The 16,890-nt window shown below is 63.0% G+C and carries 15 protein-coding genes; 3 read left to right on the top strand and 12 right to left on the bottom strand.

All coding sequences use genetic code 11. The features are described from left to right. Positions 1-113 precede the first annotated feature (113 nt). A complete protein-coding gene (locus PLU72_16395; GenBank protein HOT29758.1) occupies positions 114-1,652 on the top strand; it encodes a sigma-54 dependent transcriptional regulator in 1,539 nt (512 codons plus the stop codon). A 3-nt stretch (positions 1,653-1,655) separates the two neighbouring features. On the opposite strand, the gene PLU72_16390 is transcribed toward PLU72_16395, so the two are convergent. The 10 genes from PLU72_16390 to PLU72_16345 form a co-directional block, all read right to left on the bottom strand. After that, positions 1,656-2,453: an HAD hydrolase-like protein gene (locus tag PLU72_16390; protein ID HOT29757.1), complete on the bottom strand. Its 798-nt coding sequence runs from the start codon at positions 2,451-2,453 to the stop codon at positions 1,656-1,658. A gap of 13 nt (positions 2,454-2,466) precedes the next feature. Next, positions 2,467-2,901 carry a PIN domain-containing protein gene (locus tag PLU72_16385; protein HOT29756.1) on the bottom strand — a complete coding sequence of 145 codons (435 nt, stop codon included), beginning with the start codon at positions 2,899-2,901 and terminating at the stop codon, positions 2,467-2,469. After that, the gene (locus tag PLU72_16380) at positions 2,898-3,158 is read right to left on the bottom strand and encodes an AbrB/MazE/SpoVT family DNA-binding domain-containing protein (protein HOT29755.1); all 261 of its coding nucleotides are present in this window, start codon (positions 3,156-3,158) and stop codon (positions 2,898-2,900) included. The genes PLU72_16385 and PLU72_16380 overlap by 4 nt, the downstream gene beginning before the upstream one ends. 113 nt (positions 3,159-3,271) lie before the next feature. Then, positions 3,272-4,282, bottom strand: coding sequence for a hypothetical protein (locus tag PLU72_16375; protein HOT29754.1), 1,011 nt, complete (start codon positions 4,280-4,282; stop codon positions 3,272-3,274). Positions 4,283-4,284: 2 nt separating this feature from the next. Next, the gene (locus PLU72_16370; protein ID HOT29753.1) at positions 4,285-5,160 is read right to left on the bottom strand and encodes an AraC family transcriptional regulator; all 876 of its coding nucleotides are present in this window, start codon (positions 5,158-5,160) and stop codon (positions 4,285-4,287) included. Between the two features lie 10 nt (positions 5,161-5,170). Continuing rightward, complete coding sequence (locus tag PLU72_16365; protein ID HOT29752.1) at positions 5,171-6,082, bottom strand: DJ-1/PfpI family protein; 912 nt, start codon at positions 6,080-6,082, stop codon at positions 5,171-5,173. Positions 6,083-6,244: 162 nt separating this feature from the next. Further along, positions 6,245-8,554, bottom strand: a complete 2,310-nt coding sequence (locus tag PLU72_16360; protein HOT29751.1) for a diguanylate cyclase — start codon at positions 8,552-8,554, stop codon at positions 6,245-6,247. A 185-nt stretch (positions 8,555-8,739) separates the two neighbouring features. Continuing rightward, positions 8,740-9,831, bottom strand: coding sequence for a hypothetical protein (locus PLU72_16355; GenBank protein HOT29750.1), 1,092 nt, complete (start codon positions 9,829-9,831; stop codon positions 8,740-8,742). Continuing rightward, on the bottom strand, positions 9,828-11,690 hold the full coding sequence (locus PLU72_16350; protein ID HOT29749.1) for a tetratricopeptide repeat protein: 1,863 nt from the start codon (positions 11,688-11,690) through the stop codon (positions 9,828-9,830). The genes PLU72_16355 and PLU72_16350 overlap by 4 nt, the downstream gene beginning before the upstream one ends. Further along, the gene (locus PLU72_16345; protein HOT29748.1) at positions 11,687-13,039 is read right to left on the bottom strand and encodes a cache domain-containing protein; all 1,353 of its coding nucleotides are present in this window, start codon (positions 13,037-13,039) and stop codon (positions 11,687-11,689) included. The genes PLU72_16350 and PLU72_16345 overlap by 4 nt, the downstream gene beginning before the upstream one ends. Before the next feature lie 83 nt (positions 13,040-13,122). Here PLU72_16345 and PLU72_16340 point away from each other — a divergent pair, with 83 nt between their 5' ends. After that, a complete protein-coding gene (locus tag PLU72_16340; GenBank protein ID HOT29747.1) occupies positions 13,123-13,257 on the top strand; it encodes a hypothetical protein in 135 nt (44 codons plus the stop codon). A gap of 70 nt (positions 13,258-13,327) precedes the next feature. Here the strand turns inward: PLU72_16340 and PLU72_16335 are convergent, their stop codons facing one another. Continuing rightward, positions 13,328-13,711, bottom strand: coding sequence for an STAS domain-containing protein (locus PLU72_16335; GenBank protein ID HOT29746.1), 384 nt, complete (start codon positions 13,709-13,711; stop codon positions 13,328-13,330). 189 nt (positions 13,712-13,900) lie between these two features. On the opposite strand from PLU72_16335, the gene PLU72_16330 reads away from it, so the two are divergent. Beyond that, positions 13,901-14,782 (top strand): YitT family protein, encoded by an 882-nt coding sequence (locus PLU72_16330; protein HOT29745.1) that lies wholly within the window; start codon positions 13,901-13,903, stop codon positions 14,780-14,782. A 263-nt stretch (positions 14,783-15,045) separates the two neighbouring features. On the opposite strand, the gene PLU72_16325 is transcribed toward PLU72_16330, so the two are convergent. After that, positions 15,046-16,878 carry a M3 family oligoendopeptidase gene (locus PLU72_16325; GenBank protein HOT29744.1) on the bottom strand — a complete coding sequence of 611 codons (1,833 nt, stop codon included), beginning with the start codon at positions 16,876-16,878 and terminating at the stop codon, positions 15,046-15,048. Positions 16,879-16,890 lie beyond the last annotated feature (12 nt).

Raw genomic sequence — 16,890 nt, 5'->3', positions numbered from 1 at the left:
CCGACAGAGGTTCCCCTCAAAACCCGTACCAGAACGCTCACTGAGAATTGCTGCCGCGCAGTTTGGGCGCTTGCGCCAAAGCCGCGCGGATTGTATCTTGTTGGGTGCCCCACATGAAACCAGCCAACTCGACACTGCCGCTGCTGCCGATGCAGCCAGAGCTTCTCCTGCTTCGGAGAGGTTCCGGCTGGATCGTCGGCCGAATCCCGTCGTGGCTCGCCGAGTATCTCGGCAAGCCCCAGCGCAGCCTATCCGCTGACCGCAACGGCGGCGCCGACGATACCGACTGGCTGGAAGGCGCCTTCCCCGACGTGATCGAGCTCGCGGAGCAGGTGCTTGAGACCGGCGCTTCGATCAGGGAATTCAAGGCCCGGCTTCGCGACCGGCACGAACAGGAGCACCAGGTCCTGCTCGAGGCCCATCCGGAAACGCTCCCGGATGGCTCGAAGGGTGTCGCGATCCGCTTCCAGGAACGGCCGCTTCCGGCCGACGAACCGAACGCCATCGACCTGCGGGAGGCCTCGTTCCACGGCCTCGTTGGCATGTCCCAGCCGATGCAGCGCGTCTTCAACAAGATCAGGCTGTACGGCGTCTCGGACGCCCCGGTGCTGGTCGTCGGCGAAACGGGCTCGGGCAAGGAAGGAATCGCGCGGGCGGTGCATCTGTCCAGCAAGCGCAGCTCGGCGCCCTTCGTCACGCTCAACTGCAGCGCGATCACCGAGACGCTGTTTGAAAGCGAACTGTTCGGCCACGAGAAAGGATCGTTCACCAGCGCGATCCGCTCCCACAAAGGCCGGTTCGAGCGTGCCGACAGCGGGACACTGTTCCTCGACGAGATCGGCGACCTGCCGCTCAGCTCGCAGGCGAAGCTGCTCCGCGTTCTCGAAGACCAGACGATCGAGCGAGTCGGCGGGGAAAAGCCGATCAAGGTCGACGTGCGGCTCGTCGCCGCGACCAACGTGCAGCTCGAGGAAGCGGTCGCCCTGGGCCGGTTCCGCGCCGACCTGTTCTACCGCATCAACGCCCTCCAGATCACCGTGCCGCCGCTACGCGACCGGCCGAACGACCTGGAGCTGCTCATCAGGCATTTCATCGGCCTCTTCAACGAAAAATACGGCCGTCGCGTCGGCTGCCTGACCCGCGAGGCGATCCACCTGCTGAAACAGTACCAGTGGCCGGGAAACGTGCGCGAGCTGCGAAACTTGATGGAGCGGTTGTTCGCCGAGACCCAGGGTGAGGTCATCGGCCTGCGGTCACTGAAAGAGTGGTATGACGAGCGGATGAACGCGGCCCGGTTTGCCCGGTACGACCCGCGCGTCACCATGCTGCCCTATCGGAGCGCCATTCCCCTTGGAACCGATACCGCGCCGGTCGAAATGCCCCGCCCGGCGACTCCTCCTCCCATTCGGGTCGACGGGGAAAACGGCGATGTCGTCGAAATCCGGAAGGCACCGGCGGAACCGGTGATGCCGGCCGTTTCTTCGCGTCAGCCGGGCGGCAAGATCGACCTCGACCCCGAAATCATCCGGCAGGCGTTCGCGGATGCCCGTGGAAACATCACCCGCGCGGCCGCGATTCTGGGGGTCCACAAGGCGACCCTATACAGGCACCTCAAAACCCTCAACCTGTCCCGCACCGACCTCGAAGGCTGAGGCTCAGTCGAGCGCCTTCAGAAGCGCCGGCAGGCTGGCGAACGAGTCGAGCGTGAAGCTGGGTGGCCGTTCGAGGCGGTCCTCGCTTCCCGCGAGATACTTCCCCGTCCTGACGAGAATCCCTGTCAGCCCCTGCTTCATCGGCGCCGCGACGTCGAACTCGGCGTCGTCCCCCACGATGGCCATGCGCTCCGGGCTCGTGCCGTATGCCCCGGCGATGCTTGCAAACAGGGTGGGGGACGGTTTCCCGAAAACGACCGCCTGCTGGCCACTCGCGTATTCGAGAGCCGCCGTCAGCGGCCCGAGATCGAGGCACAAACCGTCGGAGCCGCGGTAATACCGGTTTCTCTGAAGGGAATACAGCTTCGCCCCGCGCATCAGCAGGCGGAATGCGTTCTGCACCTGCCGGAACGTCGCGTCAAGCGATTCGTCTCCGACCAGCACGGCATTGCCGCCTTGTTCGTCGATGACGAACCAGTCCGCCTCGCTCCGGTCGCGGGGCGGAAGGAAAGCATACCCGCTCGTGCGGCCTTCCTTCCACATGACCTCCCGGGCCACCGCCCACGGAGTGTAGACCTCGCCTGGTTCGCACGGAAACCCGAGGTCGTTCAGGAGTTGATGGATGGCCTTCTGCGACTGGGACGTCGTGTTCGTCACGAACACCGTCCGCACGTGCCCGCGAACCTCTCTCAGCGCATCCGGGGCGCCGGGAAAGGCGGCCCAGGACCCTGACGGCGTTTTGCCCATCAGCGTTCCGTCGATATCGCACAGCAGAACATCCCAGGGGGTGCTCAATCGCATAGGAATATTTCCCTTATGGGACAATGATAAATTCTTTTTTATCGGGTAAGATTCTGGCAAAGTCTTTGTGATTAAATGTGAGAATGCCATCGCCTTTGAATTTATCGAAACAATAAGCAATTAATATATCGTAAATGATTCCACCGTGAAGACCTCTTTCGGTAGCTAAATGTAAACATTTCAAGTAGTCAGATGTTTTCAATTCAATGACGTGAGAATTTTGAATAATGTTATTGTTAATGATTTCTAATGCTGTGCCGGGAGGAATTCTGGGAACAATTGGGAGTGTTGTAAGGATTGCGAATATCTCAGCAATTGAATGGCTGGAAACACCGAGGTCTATTTTCTTGTGAGAAAGCTTTTCAATCCATGGCATGGTTCTTGAGTGATGAGGATGACTTTCGATGAGTGCCGCAATGAAGAACGAAGTATCAGCAAATATTTTCATTTGTTCATTCCTGATACATGTTCAAACCGCTCTTTGCGGACATCATTGATAGTATTGGAAATATCAGCTTGAAGATCGCCGGTAAAAATGAGCCATCCATGTTCATTTTTTATATGAGGAGTGCCTTCAACCGGCTTTAACAGAATTCCCTGATTCTTCTCTTCAATTAGGAAAGATGAGCCTGGACGCAGGCCCAGGGCATCACGAATTTCTTTCGGGATAACAATCCGCCCAAATTTATCCAAAATAGCTTCCATGGCAACACCTCCTCATATAAGGATAAATAATTATTGGCAAATGTCAATGCTAATTGCCAATAACAGGAGGGTTGAGACGGATGTTCCTGTAACCGATCACGGCCAGAAACCCGTCACGGCTGGCGGACGACCGATCCTGCCTCGAACACCTGCGCGTCGAGGAGTTTCGTGGCGGCCGCGAATGCGGGCGAGTCGACGGCCGTCTCATCGCCGAGGGGTCCCGTCACCTGGTATTCGTAGCGGTAGATCAGCAGAAGAGCCGACAGAAAGACCTTTTCCGGGTTCTCGGGCATCGGGAGATCGCGCCAGTTTGCTTCGAAGGTCATCGGCTTGAGAGGCAGCTTCAGAATCGTCACGGTTCCGCTCGCGCCCGGCAGACGGAAGTAGCTATACGTGTCGGGATTGCTTCCCTTCACGGAAGTATAGTTTTTGGAATATGACTCGGTGAGCGCCTTGTGGAAGGCGAGAACGCCCTTGCCGCTCCAGACGACGCGGTCGTTTTCGGAGATGCCCGCCGGCTCGGTTTCGGCCGGCAGGAGATATAGGGAGACGAACGGGACGGAGCGGTCGAAATACTGCTGAGGCTTCAGCGCGGTTCCTTCGATGGTCACGTCCTTTTGCGGAACGACCAGGTCGGGATACGGGACGGCGGCCGAGAAAAGCTGGCCGGTCGGAGCGACGACCCCTTTCTTCACCCGCAGGTGACCGCGGTCCGACAGCCATGCCCGAAGTTCGGCGCCGCCCGGCAGAAGATGCAGGCCGTATCCGTCGACGACGCACGCCGTGGCTGCTTCGGCGCTCAGCCATGCCGGGAACTCGAAGAATTTCAGGAAGAACGTGAACGATCCCGGGCCGGGACGGGCGGGCAGCGGAAAACCGAGGCCGCGGATGCCGTCGAGGTCGATGTTCGTGATGTCGGCGGCGCCGGGAGCGGGGTTCGGGGAAACCTGCGCGACGGGAACCGTTTTCCAGGAATCGTCGGGAGCATGCTCCGTCGCGTCGAAAAAGGCGAAGTGAAATCCCAGTTTGCCGTCGACGGCCCAGGCGGGCCCTTCGGCGCAAAGCGGGGCGGAGAAACAGGTCGTGAGCACGATCGCGAGCAGGGCGGCGAGCTGAAAACGCATGATCAACCCTCCATGATCGCGGGCGCGGAGACCGTTCCCGCGGATTTGCGCCATGCGGTCGGCATGGTGCCGGTGACGTTCCTGAACACCTTGTGAAAATAGTTCATGTTATTGAATCCGACCGACCTGGCGATGTGCTCGACGGTCTCGCCTCCGCCCCTCAAGCGCTCGCAGACCCGTCGGATCCGCAGGGCGTTGAGATACTGGAAGACGCGCTGGCCCGTGGACTTCTTGAAAATGCGGCACAGGTGGTTCTTCGAGACGCCGGCCCAGTCGGCGATCTCCTCGAGCGTGAGCTCCCGGTCCATGTGCGCCTCGAGGAACATGCCCACCTTCGCGGTGACCGGGTCCGCCGGCACCTGCTCGCGGTTCGCTTCCGAAAACATCCGCACGAAATTCACCAGCAGCTCGTCGAACGCCGCCTCGATGGCCGTCGCGTATCCCCAGTACCGGCCGGTGGCCTCGGCATGCAGTTTCGCCGCGGCGGCCGAGATGTCGCGGCCGGTGTTTCTGACCGTGCACTGGCAGCTGGAGAAACTCCCCATGACCAGGTTGACGTCCCCGCCGACCCTGCGGATGAACGCCTCGAGAACGTCCCTGTCGAACATGACCAGGAGAAAAACGATCTCGACGCCGGCGTCGAACACCTTGGTGCAGTCGTGCGACAGGGCGAACGACACGAGCCGTTCGTGCAGATGGTGGGTCAGGGTCGTGGTATCCGAGTGAAAATGGCCCTTCTCGCAGAGAAAAATGCCGATCCGGTCGCTCTTGAGGGTGAGACGCGTTTTCCGCTGGAACCGGCCTTCGAAGCGGTACAGGGAAAAGTTCCGGTGTTCGAAGACCAGCTTCGTGAACGGGTGCTCGAGCAGGCTTGCCATCGTCAGCGAATCAATGATCGGTCGAAACGGGCGGCTGGTTGGGGTTTCCGGCCACCTTGCCCGTCCCCTTGCACTTCGGGCAGGCGTAGGGATAGTTGCCGGGGCCGCCGGTCAGTCGGCCCGTGCCGTTGCAGTCGGGGCACATCTGGGTAGCCTGCTCCATCGAGGCCTGCGGAGCCGCGCCGTCCTTCGTTCCGTCCTCTTTCTGGCCGTGGCAGAACTTCAGGTTCTTCTTCAGATACTCCTCGAACGCCTGGCAGAACTGGGCGAGATCGTTCGGATCGCGGCTCGTGAGGATATTGCCATCGACGACGACGGGCTGGTCTTCGACGACCCGGCCGCCGGCGTTGCGCAGGTCGGCGCGGATGTCGCCGACGCCGGTGATCTCGCGGCCCTTCACGAGACCTGCGCTGATGAGCACCTGCGGCCCATGGCAGATCGAGGCGATCAGCTTGTTGGCCTTCTGGGCCTTCTGCACGAAATCGAGGATCTTGCCGTCGGTGCGCATGATGATGGGGTTCCAGGCGCCGCCGGGGATGATCACCGAGCAGTAGTCGGTCGGGTTGGCCTCGGAAACGGTCTTGGTGACCGGAATCCAGACGGACGGCTTGAGGAACTGGACGGCCATGACGCGGCCCTTGATCCAGTCGGGGGTGATGACATCCACCGTTGCGCCGCGGGCGCGCAGATACCTGAGCGGGTAGGTTCCCTCGACTTCCTCGAAGCCGTGGGCGCAGACGAGGGCGACCTTGATTCCCTCCATGCTTTTCGGATCCGTCGCCGGAACCTCGGGAACGTTGTAGGGCATGCCGGAGTCGACTTCCTCGAACTTCACGGCCTGGAATGCGGGCTCCGCCGCGAACGAAACCATGGCGTCTGCCAGGACCAGGAAACTCAGAACCAGAACGAGACGCTTGATCATACGGATACCTCTTCTTTTCTCAACTTCCGAGGCGTGTTCCCCGAGCGATCATCGGAACCGCCCCTCGATGTCGAAAGGGTACCCGAACGGGGCTACGGCGAAAAGGAAGGATATTTCCCTGGTTCGGGAACAAAATACGCATGCGCGGTTCGCCCGCTCGTATCAAGGCTGTTTAGAAGCCGGAGACGCGGGGTCAGGAGCCTCTTTCGCCGGTTCCGGGGCGGGGGGTTCGGTCACGGACGAGACGCCGACGCGGTTGCGGCCGGCATGCTTCGCCTCGTAGAGGGCCTCGTCGGCGATCTTCATCATCTCGACGGTTGTTTCGGCATAGTTGTAGGGAAGCGCGCTAAGGCCGAGGCTGATCGTCACCCGCAGGTCGCCCTTCGGGCCCTGGAACACCGACGACTCGACCTTCTGGCGCAGGCGCTCGGCGAACAGCCGACCGCCATCGAGGTCGGTTTCCGGCAGGATCACGCAGAACTCCTCGCCGCCGTAGCGCGCCGCCACGTCGGTGTCGCGGATGGTGCAGCGCACGATCTTCGCGACCTCGCGCAGGACCATGTCGCCGGTCTGGTGCCCCCAGGTGTCGTTGAACTTCTTGAAATGATCTATATCGGTCATGATAAATGAGAGCGGCTTCTCGTATCGCTTCGCCCGCCGGAACTCCTCCTCCATGCGCGACTGGAAGTGGCGGCGCACGATCAGGCCCGTCAGCCCGTCGATCGTGGCGAGGTTGAACAGGCGAGCCTTTTCGACGACCACGGCGGCCTGGTTCGCCATCGTCAGGGCCATCTGGAGGTCCTCGTGGTCGAACCCTTCGGCGGTCTTGTTCACGACGTTCATGACGCCGATCGGCGTGTCCCGCACCTGGAGCGGAACGCACAGGATCGACCGCACGGCGCCGCGACCGCCCGCGAACCGCTCGAATCCCTTTTCCCGGGCCGTGTCCTGGATCAGCTTCGGCTGGCCGCTCGAGAACACCTCGCCCGCGATGCCGGCGCCTTCGCGGAACTTCGCCAGCAGTTCGGGATCGACGGCCGCCTCGCCCTCCACACCGAAGACGACGGCCGCCTCGACGAGACTCTCGTATCGCTCGTCCAGCATGAACAGCGAGCCACGCTCGGCGCCGAGGGCCTGTACGCAGCGGGAGAGAATCGTGTCGAGGGTCCGCTTGAGGTCACCCATGAAGTTCACGGCCTGGCTGACCTCGTTCACCATCGAGAGTTCGCGCACCTTGCGGGCCAGCTCCCGGTTGCGCTGCCGGAGGTCGCCGAGCTGCTGCCCGAGGCGCATCAGCGCCCACTGGACCGGCAGGAGAAGCAGGAAGGGTACGGTCTCGAGCACCAGGTCACGTTTGAAGGCGAACGCGGAGAGAAGGGGCCAGCCGAGCCAGAGCGCGGCGATCGCGAGGTTGCCGGCGACGCTTCCCGTCCGCCAGATGATCCACGCGGCGAAAAGAGCGACGGCCAGCAGAAGCACGCACGTGCGGGAAGGGGCGAGACGGCGCAGGATGCGGCCGCTCGCGATGTTGTGGACGAGGTTCGCGTGGATCTCCATGCCGGAAATCGCCCCGAACGGGGAGAATTTCACGTCCTCGGAGGTTCCCTTGGCCCGCGTGCCGATGATGACGGCCTTGCCACGCATCAGCCCGGTCTGGAAACGGCCTTCGAGCACCTCGTGATAGGCGACGTCGTCGAAATACCCGGTTTTTCCCCCGTAATTCAGCATCAGGGAGCTGATCGGGGAGCCGGGATGGGTGCGTTCCCGGCGGGTGTAGAATTCCAGCGGTTTCCCGCCGACGGATATACCGCCTGGTATTGTGTTGATGCCGGCGTCGAGCAGGCTGGCCGCGATCACGAGGCCGAAGCAGCGATACGTTTCTTCCCCCAGCCTCTTTTCCAGGAACAGGTGGCGCATCACGCCGTCGGCGTTCGTGAGCTGGTGCTCCATGTCGATGAAGCCCTCCGACGCGACGGGGGCCCTCAGCCCGGGAATCGGCCGGTCGGCAACGAGACGCTCGACCATTTCGCACGTGTCGTTGTCGAGCACGGTCTTTTTCACCATCACGAGGGGCAGGACGACCCGGCCGAACGAAGCGACCGCCTTCGCGAAGATCGCGTCGTCTTCGGGGCCCGCGAGCGACGGCTCGCTGAACATGATGTCGAACGCCGCCACCCGGGCGCCTGCCGAGGCGAGCACGTCGAGCAGCCGCGCGTGGATCGCCCGGGGCCACGGCCACGGGCCGAGTTTTGCAATGCACTCGTCGGTGATCGAGACGAGCACGACGTCGCGGCTCGGCGGCAGTTCGCCCCGCGACCGGAACCGCAGGTCGATGCTGCCGTTTTCGAGGTCGACGAACCAGCCGTTGGAAAACAGCAGAACGGCGATCAGGCCGAACGCGAGACCGGCCAGGGCTTCGCCGCTCAGGACGAACCGCCCCCGTCCCCGGAACGACGCATTCACATCAGTCATGTCTATATATCACTATATGTAATATTATATACTATTGTATCCACGTTCGTGTTGAGCCTGTCGAAGCACGAACGGCTTTCGCCCTTCGACAAGCTCAGGGCGAACGGTGTGGTCGGATTCACACCGGTATGCGGAGGGGCGGGTTTGAAACCCGCCCCTACAGGAACAATGCGACGCCGTGCCGATCAGGCCGTGGTCGGGGCGAGCTGGGCCCGGAGCTTCTTCATGTCGCGGAAGGTGTCGTGAAAGGCCTTGTCCGAGCGGGGAAACAGCTTCAGGGCTTCCCGATACTGACGAATGGCCTTGTCGAACAGGGCCTTGTCGCGGAACCGGTCGCCACGCTGGCGATACAGGGTCGCGAGCTTGCGGCGCGACTGGAGAAACTTGTCTTCATACGCGTTCGGGCTGTTGTACGCCGGTGACAGCGGGTCGGTTTGAGTGAACGAGGAATACAGGTCGAGCGCTTCCTCGTATTCGGCGACGGCGTTCGTCCAGGCGTCGGCCGACTCACCCTCGTCGCCTTCCTCGATCTCCTTCAATTCTTTCTTCGAGAGCTTCGCCGCGATGTCTTCGCCGATCTGGTCGATGAAAGCGCGGTAGATCACGTCGTTGTCGTCGATCAGCAGTTGCGCGCGTTTCAGCAGGGAGAGCGCCTGCCGGACGCGGCCGGCCAGGGTTGCTCGATGGATACGGGCGAGATACGGCTTGACCAGGTGACGGCGGCACTCGCGCAGGGCGTCGCGCACGTATTGGACGTAGCGATGCCCGGCGGGCAGGCCGGCAAGCGCCTTGAGGGCTTCCTGGTATTCCAGGATCGCTTCGCCGAAGTTCTCGGCGCGCCTGAAGCTGTCGCCCCGCTCGACCATCGGCGTGATCTCGCTGTAAATCTGGCGGTCGCGGACCTTCACGCGGGCCTTGTCGAGAAGCGGCTTGATCTGCTCGAGGAACGCGACGTCCTCGTCGCCGGCCAGGTCGGTCGCGGTCTCGAGCTCGTCGAGGGCGCGCTGCCATTCGCGGTTCTCGGAGGCGATCTTGCCCCATTCGAAGTGCGCCCGGGCCAGCTTGGCGTTGACGCCGACCATGCGCGACTGGATCTCGTTCTTCAGCGCCAGGTCGTCAGAGGTCAACGGCATCTCGGTGTCGTCCTCGGCGATGCGGTCGAACTCCTCCAACGCCTTGCCGTAGAAGCCCTTGGCGGCACCCCAGTCTTCGGCTTCGCGCCTGTTGTCCCCGTCTTCCTTCAACGCTTCGATCAACTGACGGCTCTCGATATTCATTCGTTCTCTCCTTCGCGGGTCGATGAGGGTTTCGCGGTTTTCGAAGATCGTTCCATGCGGCGGGCGGCGGTCTGCGAGTCGAAAAACTTCAGCCCGTCGCTTTCCGACGCCCCGGCCTGCCGGTAATCGTCGGCCGCCTGGTGGTAATCCTTCTGGTGATAATGCACGTATCCGAGCAGCGAGCGGGCATCCTGGTTGTCCGGCTGCAGGGCGAGCAGGCGGGTGAGACTTTCCTCGGCCTCATCATACCGCTGCAGCTGAATCTGGACAAGCGCGAGTTCCCACCACAGCGTCGGAACGCCGGGATGGGCGTCGGTCAGCCCCAGAAAATCGTTCAGGGCGAGGGAAAACCGGTTGTCGGCGACCCGCCGTTTGGCCTGCCGGTACCGCGGATCTTTTTCCGGAGCGTATTCCCGGGAAGACGCGCCCGCCGCTTCCTGCCGTTTCACGGCTTCCGATGCGGCGGTCGGCTGTTTCTCCCGATCGGCCGGGCGGGCGGGAACGTCGCCAGCCGCCGATCGATCGGCCCAGGCGACAAGGCGGCGGACGTCGTCGGCGCGCCGCGACTTCGGGAACGTGTCGAGAAAGGCCTTTCCCCATTGGGAAACCATCGGCTTGAGCCCGAGCGCGGCGCGGAGGCGGATGCCTTCGAAATATGCCCGTTCGAGCAGCTTCGACCGGGGAAACTCGGTCAGGATGCGGTCGTAGACCTTGCAGGCCTCGACGGGTTCGCCGAACCGGGCCGTGGCCTCGGCGATGCGGGCGAGAACCTCGTCCGCACCGGGAGCCGTCGGGTTGGCTTTGACGATCTCCTGGTCCTGGAGGATCTGGGTGGCGAGGGCTTCGCGCTCTTCGCCGGAAAGCGGAGCGAGCGTGACGAGATCGGCGATATCGACCGTTTCCGCGGATGAACCGCGGCGTTCCGGCCGGCGGGGCTCCCGTGCCTGCGGAGCCACGGCTTCCCGGGCGGGTTCCTGCGCCGCGGAAGCGCGGGGTTGCGCTTCAACGGCCTGTTTCGCCGCTTCCGGCGCGGGCGCCGGAGCCACGGAAGGCTGGGGCCCGGGCGCTGCGGCGGTTTTCGCCGCGGGTTCGGCGGGGGCGGGCGAGTCGGAGGGGCGATCGGGCTGAATGGCCGGTTTCGCCGGCGGTTCCGGTGCAGGCTTCGTCTGAGGTCGCGATTGCAGGGCCGCGAGCGTTTCCTGATCGACGCCCTCGTAGACGGGAACGGGCCTGGTCGACGGCGCCGGGGCGGATGAGGCGGTCTGGGCCCGGTCAGGCCGCGCCGGAGCGGTATCGGCGACGGCGGGCGACCTCGTTTCGGCCGGAGTCCCGGGGTCGGAACCTGCGGCCGTGAGCGCTTCCGACGCGGCCTGCTCGGCGGCGGCGGATTTCGACAGGAGGCCGGCGAGTTCGGCGAACGGGCTGTCGGAGTGATCCGTGGTGATCTGCCTGCAATACTTTTTCATTCCGGCGAGATCTCCCGATGACTTGCTGCACTGGGCGAGCCGGAACAGGGCTTCCGCCCGCTCCTCTTCGGTCGGATCGGCGCCGAGAATCGACGTGTAGATCTCGGATGCCTCGTCCGGCTTCTTCGCCTCCATCAGGCAGTCGCCCAACATGAAGCGGGCCAGGCTGCGCTGGAATGGGTTCTCGGCCGTATCGACGGCCTTCCGGAGGTTCCGGATGGCGCCGTTGAGATCTCCGGCCGACCGTTGTTTGATGGCCTGCTCCATGACGGCCGTCGCGCCTTTGACTGCCGCCGATACGGCGGGAGCGGCAATGCCGAACAACGCGGCCATGGCGGCCGGCAGCAGCAGACGTTTCCATCCTGCCGCGGAGGCGACTGTTCTACGACTCATGCTTCGATATCCTCTTCAAATGCGGATTCAATCAAGCCGGATGTATAAAATAATGCACCGAGTGCCGCCGAGGCAAGAAGAACCGAAAGCAGCGCCGTCCGGAACCAGTCCGACGTCATCTCGGAAGCGGGGATCAGAAAAACCAGCGCCCATCCGGGCATCCGGTTCCCGCCGTCCTGGCGGATCGATCGCCAGGCCGCCACGTAGGAAACGCCGGCGATGCGCAGCTCAGATTCTCCTTCCTCGCCGTCGAGGGCGGCGGAGACCGCCTGATGAGTATGCCTGAGGCTGACCTGATTGACGACGAGAGAGGGCCGGGGGTGGCCGATGACGACGCCGTCTTCGTCCGTGACGATCAACATCGAGCCGGGGGTGAGCCTGGTCCGGGACGCCAGGTCGCCGAGAAAGCCCAGATCGATCTGTGCCGTCAGCAGGGCTTCCGGTTCGCGGGCGGCGCCGCGGACGGGAACGCCCGCCTGCCAGAGAGGCCTGCCCATGCCTTCGTCGAAGACGGCGGGCCCGGGGAAAAACGGGCGATTCTGGCGCAGGCCGCGACGCCACCAGCCTCCGAACGGCATCGTCGGACCGCCGATCTCGGAGACTTCCGCCACTTCCTTCCCGTCGAGGCTGCGAAGGGCGACGGAGCGGATCAGATCTCGATCGCTGAGGGTCGCCGCGAGCAGGCGCCCGCTTTCCTGCGGATCGGCCGGAACCATGCCGCCCCAGCCGAACGCCGAATCGAGGAAGAGGCCCGTCGCGATCAGCGGCCGTTCGAGCCATTCCGCGTAGACCGCCGCCAGATCGGCCCAACCGGGTCTTCGCGACACGGCCGGTAACGGGCGCATGGGCGGAAGTTCCAGGTTTTCGGGAATCGGAAGGATTTCGAGGAGGGGGAGCAGGCCGACGTCGTATGCCCGGCGGCGCACGGCGGCCAGGCGATATTCCACCATCGGGGCCATGAAATTCCAGAACGAAATGATCGTGGAGGAGAGGGGAAGATCATCGGAAGTCGACGTCTGGGCGGCCGCCAGGTCGGAGACGAGGGTCAGCAGGGCGGAGTTCGCGTTTCCTGCGAGCTCGGCCGCCGGGCCGTGGCGACGCGTGTTCCGAAGCTCGGGAAGTCGGGAGAGCAGCTGGAGCGAATCGGCCGCCCCCGAGAGGGCTGTCCGGATGTCCCGTGCGGCGAGATCGGCTGTCAGAGCGACCTGGCGCCTGGCCGCCTCGTCGCGCTTGACGCCGTCTTGGCGGATGAAATCCCAGGCGAGCCAGACGATCAGCAGGGCGACGACGGCGACGATGCCTTGAAAAACAAGCACGGATCGCGTTTTCGTGGCTTCAGAGGAAAACATGAAAATTCCTCTCAACTCTTCGTCGAAAAATGCCGATATATCGAGTAAGGGATAAAAGAACGTTTTCGACAGGAGGTATGTTTATGCTGTGCCCACAATGCAGCGCTCCGATGGTCCAGAAAACCCATGCAGGACGCCAGTCTCCGTATTTCACGCTCAACTGCACGCATTGCAAGTTCGTCATCTTCTATCGCGGCCGCATTCTGCAGGACGAGTGAAGGCGCTCTTCCGGCCCGCACGCCCGAAAAACGGATCTGAACGATACATTTTCACGGTTGGGTTCCGTCTCTAAGGTTGCCTGGCGCCAGGTTTGTCCCCGAAGGGGTTGTCGACAATGAACTGTGCCGCCTCTTCTTTCGTGTTCACGATCTTCAGCAGCCGGTCGGCGTTCGTCGCCCGAAGCACCTCCCGCACCGCACCGCTCGGCCCGGCCACGACCAGGGTGCCGTGACTCTTCGCCAGCTGTTTGTGCAGTCCGAGCAACAGGCCGAGGCCCGACGAGTCCATGTAGGTGACGAGGCCTAGATTGACGGCGAGGCTGACCGCGCCTGACTGGGTCACCATCGAAATCGCTTCTTTCAGCTTTCCGATGGTGTAAACGTCCATCTCGCCCTCGACGTTGATGACGACGACGCCCGATATTTTTTCGGCCGTTATCTGAAGACGGCTCATGCGTTCTCTCCCATGAGCTAGTAGCGTACCCCAACCCCCCCTCCGATTGCAACCACGTTCTCCCGCGCCGGGACGAGCGGTTGTTCGCGTCGCGCGTTCCGTTGCCTTCCGGGGATGAGCGTGATACACTGCCGCGGCGCCGGGGAGGGCGGTTCCGCCCCGGCCGCACCAGCGTCGAGGAGGATCTTCATGGCACGTCAGACAAACGTCCGGGCGACGGACGTTCTGCTCATTTTGTTCAGTTCGGTTCTGATGTCGGTCGGCATCGTCTGTTTCACGGCGCCGAACAGGATCGCATCGGGCGGCCTGACCGGCCTTGCGACGATCATGTATTTCGCGATCGGAACGCCGATCGGCGCGGTCGTACTGATCGGAAACCTGATTCTCCTCGGAATCCAGGCGAAGCTGGTCGGCACCGGTTCGGTCTGGAAGACGGTGATGTCGGTCATCGTCACCTCGACCCTGACGGACCTCATGATGGGGCCGCTCCAGATACAGCCGCTCGCGAAGGATGCCCTGCTGGCCTGTCTGTATGGCGGCATCCTGTCTGGCATCGGGGTCGGACTGACGTTCCGGGCGGGCGGCACCACGGGCGGCATCGACATCGTGGCGCTGATCCTGCATCACCGGTGGCACATCCCGATCGGCGACACCATTCTCGGCATGAACTTCCTCATCACCATGATCGCGGGATACGTGTTCGGGCCGAATCTGGCGCTGTACGGCCTGATCACGGTGTTCTTCAGCGGCAGGGTCATCGACACCGTGCTCGAGGGCATGTCGGTTTATCGCTCCGTGCTGATCATCTCGAAACAGGCCGACGAGATCGCCTGGGGGATCATCGAGGAACTGCACCGCGGCGTCACCCGCCTAGACGGCATGGGCATGTATACGAGCCGGCCCACCCATATCCTGCTCGTGGCGGTTCGCCGTCAGGAAATGCCGATGCTGCGTTCTCTCATCCACGAGTTCGACCCGAACGCCTTCGTGATCGTCGGCGAAACCCGCCAGATTCTCGGAAAAGGCTTCATCGACCTCGGCGAACAGGTCCGCCGCGAATCCGCCACGTAAGCCGAAAACGATCCGCAGATTTCGCAGATGACGCAGATATAATATAGATTTATATTCTATCTGCGTTCATCCGCGTCATTCCGACTCGTCTCGCAAATACCACGGCAATCGCCCGCGTGCTCGATACCGTTCGTGCCGAGCTTGTCGAAGCACGAATGCACTCGCCCTTCGACAAGCTCAAGGCGAACGGGTGGCTTTTCATTCTGCAGAAATCAAGAATATATGAGACGAGTAGTAGGAGGGGATCGTTCTGGCGGTTTCCGTCATTTACCCCTGACAGGCCGCAGAGAGGCGGTGAGGCGTTCGGCTTCGTCGACCATGTCGGACAGCAGCGTGATGCCGGCTTTCCAGAAGGCCGGTTTCGTGATGTCGAGGCCCATGCGCTTCGTCAGCGTCTCCGGGCTCTCCGAGCCGCCGGCGGCGAGAAGTTCCATGTATTTCGGGACGAACGTCTTGCCGTTCTTCCGATACAGCGCATACAACGAGAGCACCAGCAGTTCGCCGAACGCGTAGGCGTAGCAGTAGAACGGTGAATGTATGAAGTGCGTTATATAGCACCACCACCGGCGGTAGCCTGGCGTCAGCTCGACCGAGTCGCCGAACATCGTGCGGTTGGTCTCGATCCACAGGTCGCTCAGCTGGTCGGCGTTCAGCTCGCCCTGCTTGCGCCGCGCCTCGTGCAGCTTCTGCTCGAAGCGGGTCATGCAGACCTGCCGGAACACCGTGGCGAAGGCGTCCTCGATCTTGCCGCACAGCAGCGCGAGCTTGACTTCGGGCTTCTTCTGCCGCTCGAGCAGGGCGTGGAACGTCAGCATCTCGCCGAACACGCTCGCTGTCTCGGCCAGCGTCAGCGGGGTGTCCGACTGGATGTAGCCCCGCTCCTGCGAGAGAAACTGGTGGATGCCGTGGCCGAGTTCGTGGGCGACGGTGCTCACGTCGCGCAGCCGCTCGCTGTAATTCACGAGAATGTAAGGGTGGGCGTCCGGCGTTCCGGGCGCGCTGAACGCCCCGCCGCGCTTTCCGGGCCGCAGTTCGGCGTCGATCCAGCGTTTCGAGAAGAACATCCCGGCGATCTCGCCGGCCTGCGGTGAGAACGCTTCGTAGGTTGAGGTCACGAGCTCGCGGCATTCTTCCCAGGAGCAGGAGGGGAGATCGCGCGAGATCGGCGCGTAGCGGTCGTAGTCGTACAGTTTCTTCAGGCCCAGCAGACGGGCTTTCAGCCGGTAGTATCGCCCCACCATGCCGGTGCTCTCGTCGCAGATGCGCAGCAGCGTGTCGACGGTCTTCTGGTCGATCTCGTTCGACAGGTTGCGGCTGGCCATCGGGGTCGGGTAGCTCCTCAGTCGGTCGATCGTCGCGTGGTCCTGCACGAGCGTGTTGAACATGAACGTCAGGGGCCGCAGGTTCGTCTCGAAGCCCTCCGTCAGGCCCTCGGCCGCGGCGCGCCGGGTCTCGCGGTCGGGGTCGTACAGCATCGCGAGCGCTTCCTGCTCGCTCAGGTCGCGGGCTTTTCCCTTGACCTTCACCGGGAACCGCATCGCGCCCAGCGTCTCGTCGAACAGGCGCACGAACGCCCGCGAGCCGGTGTTCTCGAGCTCCTCGATGATCCGCTCCTCCGGCTCCGACAGCACGTGCGGCCGGTACCGGCGCGACGCCTCGAGGAAGTGCCGCCACGGGGCGACGGCCTTGTGCCCGATCAGCGCCTTCGCGGCTTTCTCGTCGAGGGCGCACCACTCGAGCATGAAGAACAGCAGGTGGGTATGAACGCCCGTCGTGCGCTCCTGGACGCTCTGCATGAGACGGCCATATTCCGGGTTCTGCGTGTCGGCCGAGAACAGCAGGTTCGAGTAGATGGCCGGCCGGTCGCGCAGGACGAGAATCTCCTCGTATTCCTTGACGGCGGCGGCCAGGCCCGGCCCGGTCATGCCGCGCTTCAGCGCGCCCTTGTACTTCTTCTCGAATGCGATCGCGCGCTTTTCTGCTTTGACCAGGTCGGCTTCCAGGGCCGGGTCTTTCGGCGATGCGTACAGGTCTTTCAGGTTCCAGCAGACGCCGGAGGCGGAGTTGACGGTTCCAGTCGAGCGTTGTTTCGCCACGTGAACTTCCTT

It is taken from the genome of Candidatus Ozemobacteraceae bacterium (genome assembly GCA_035373905.1).
GTDB lineage: Bacteria > Muiribacteriota > Ozemobacteria > Ozemobacterales > Ozemobacteraceae > MWAR01.
The sequence above is the reverse complement of the archived record's forward strand: the minus strand, read 5'-3'. Positions and strand labels throughout refer to the sequence as shown.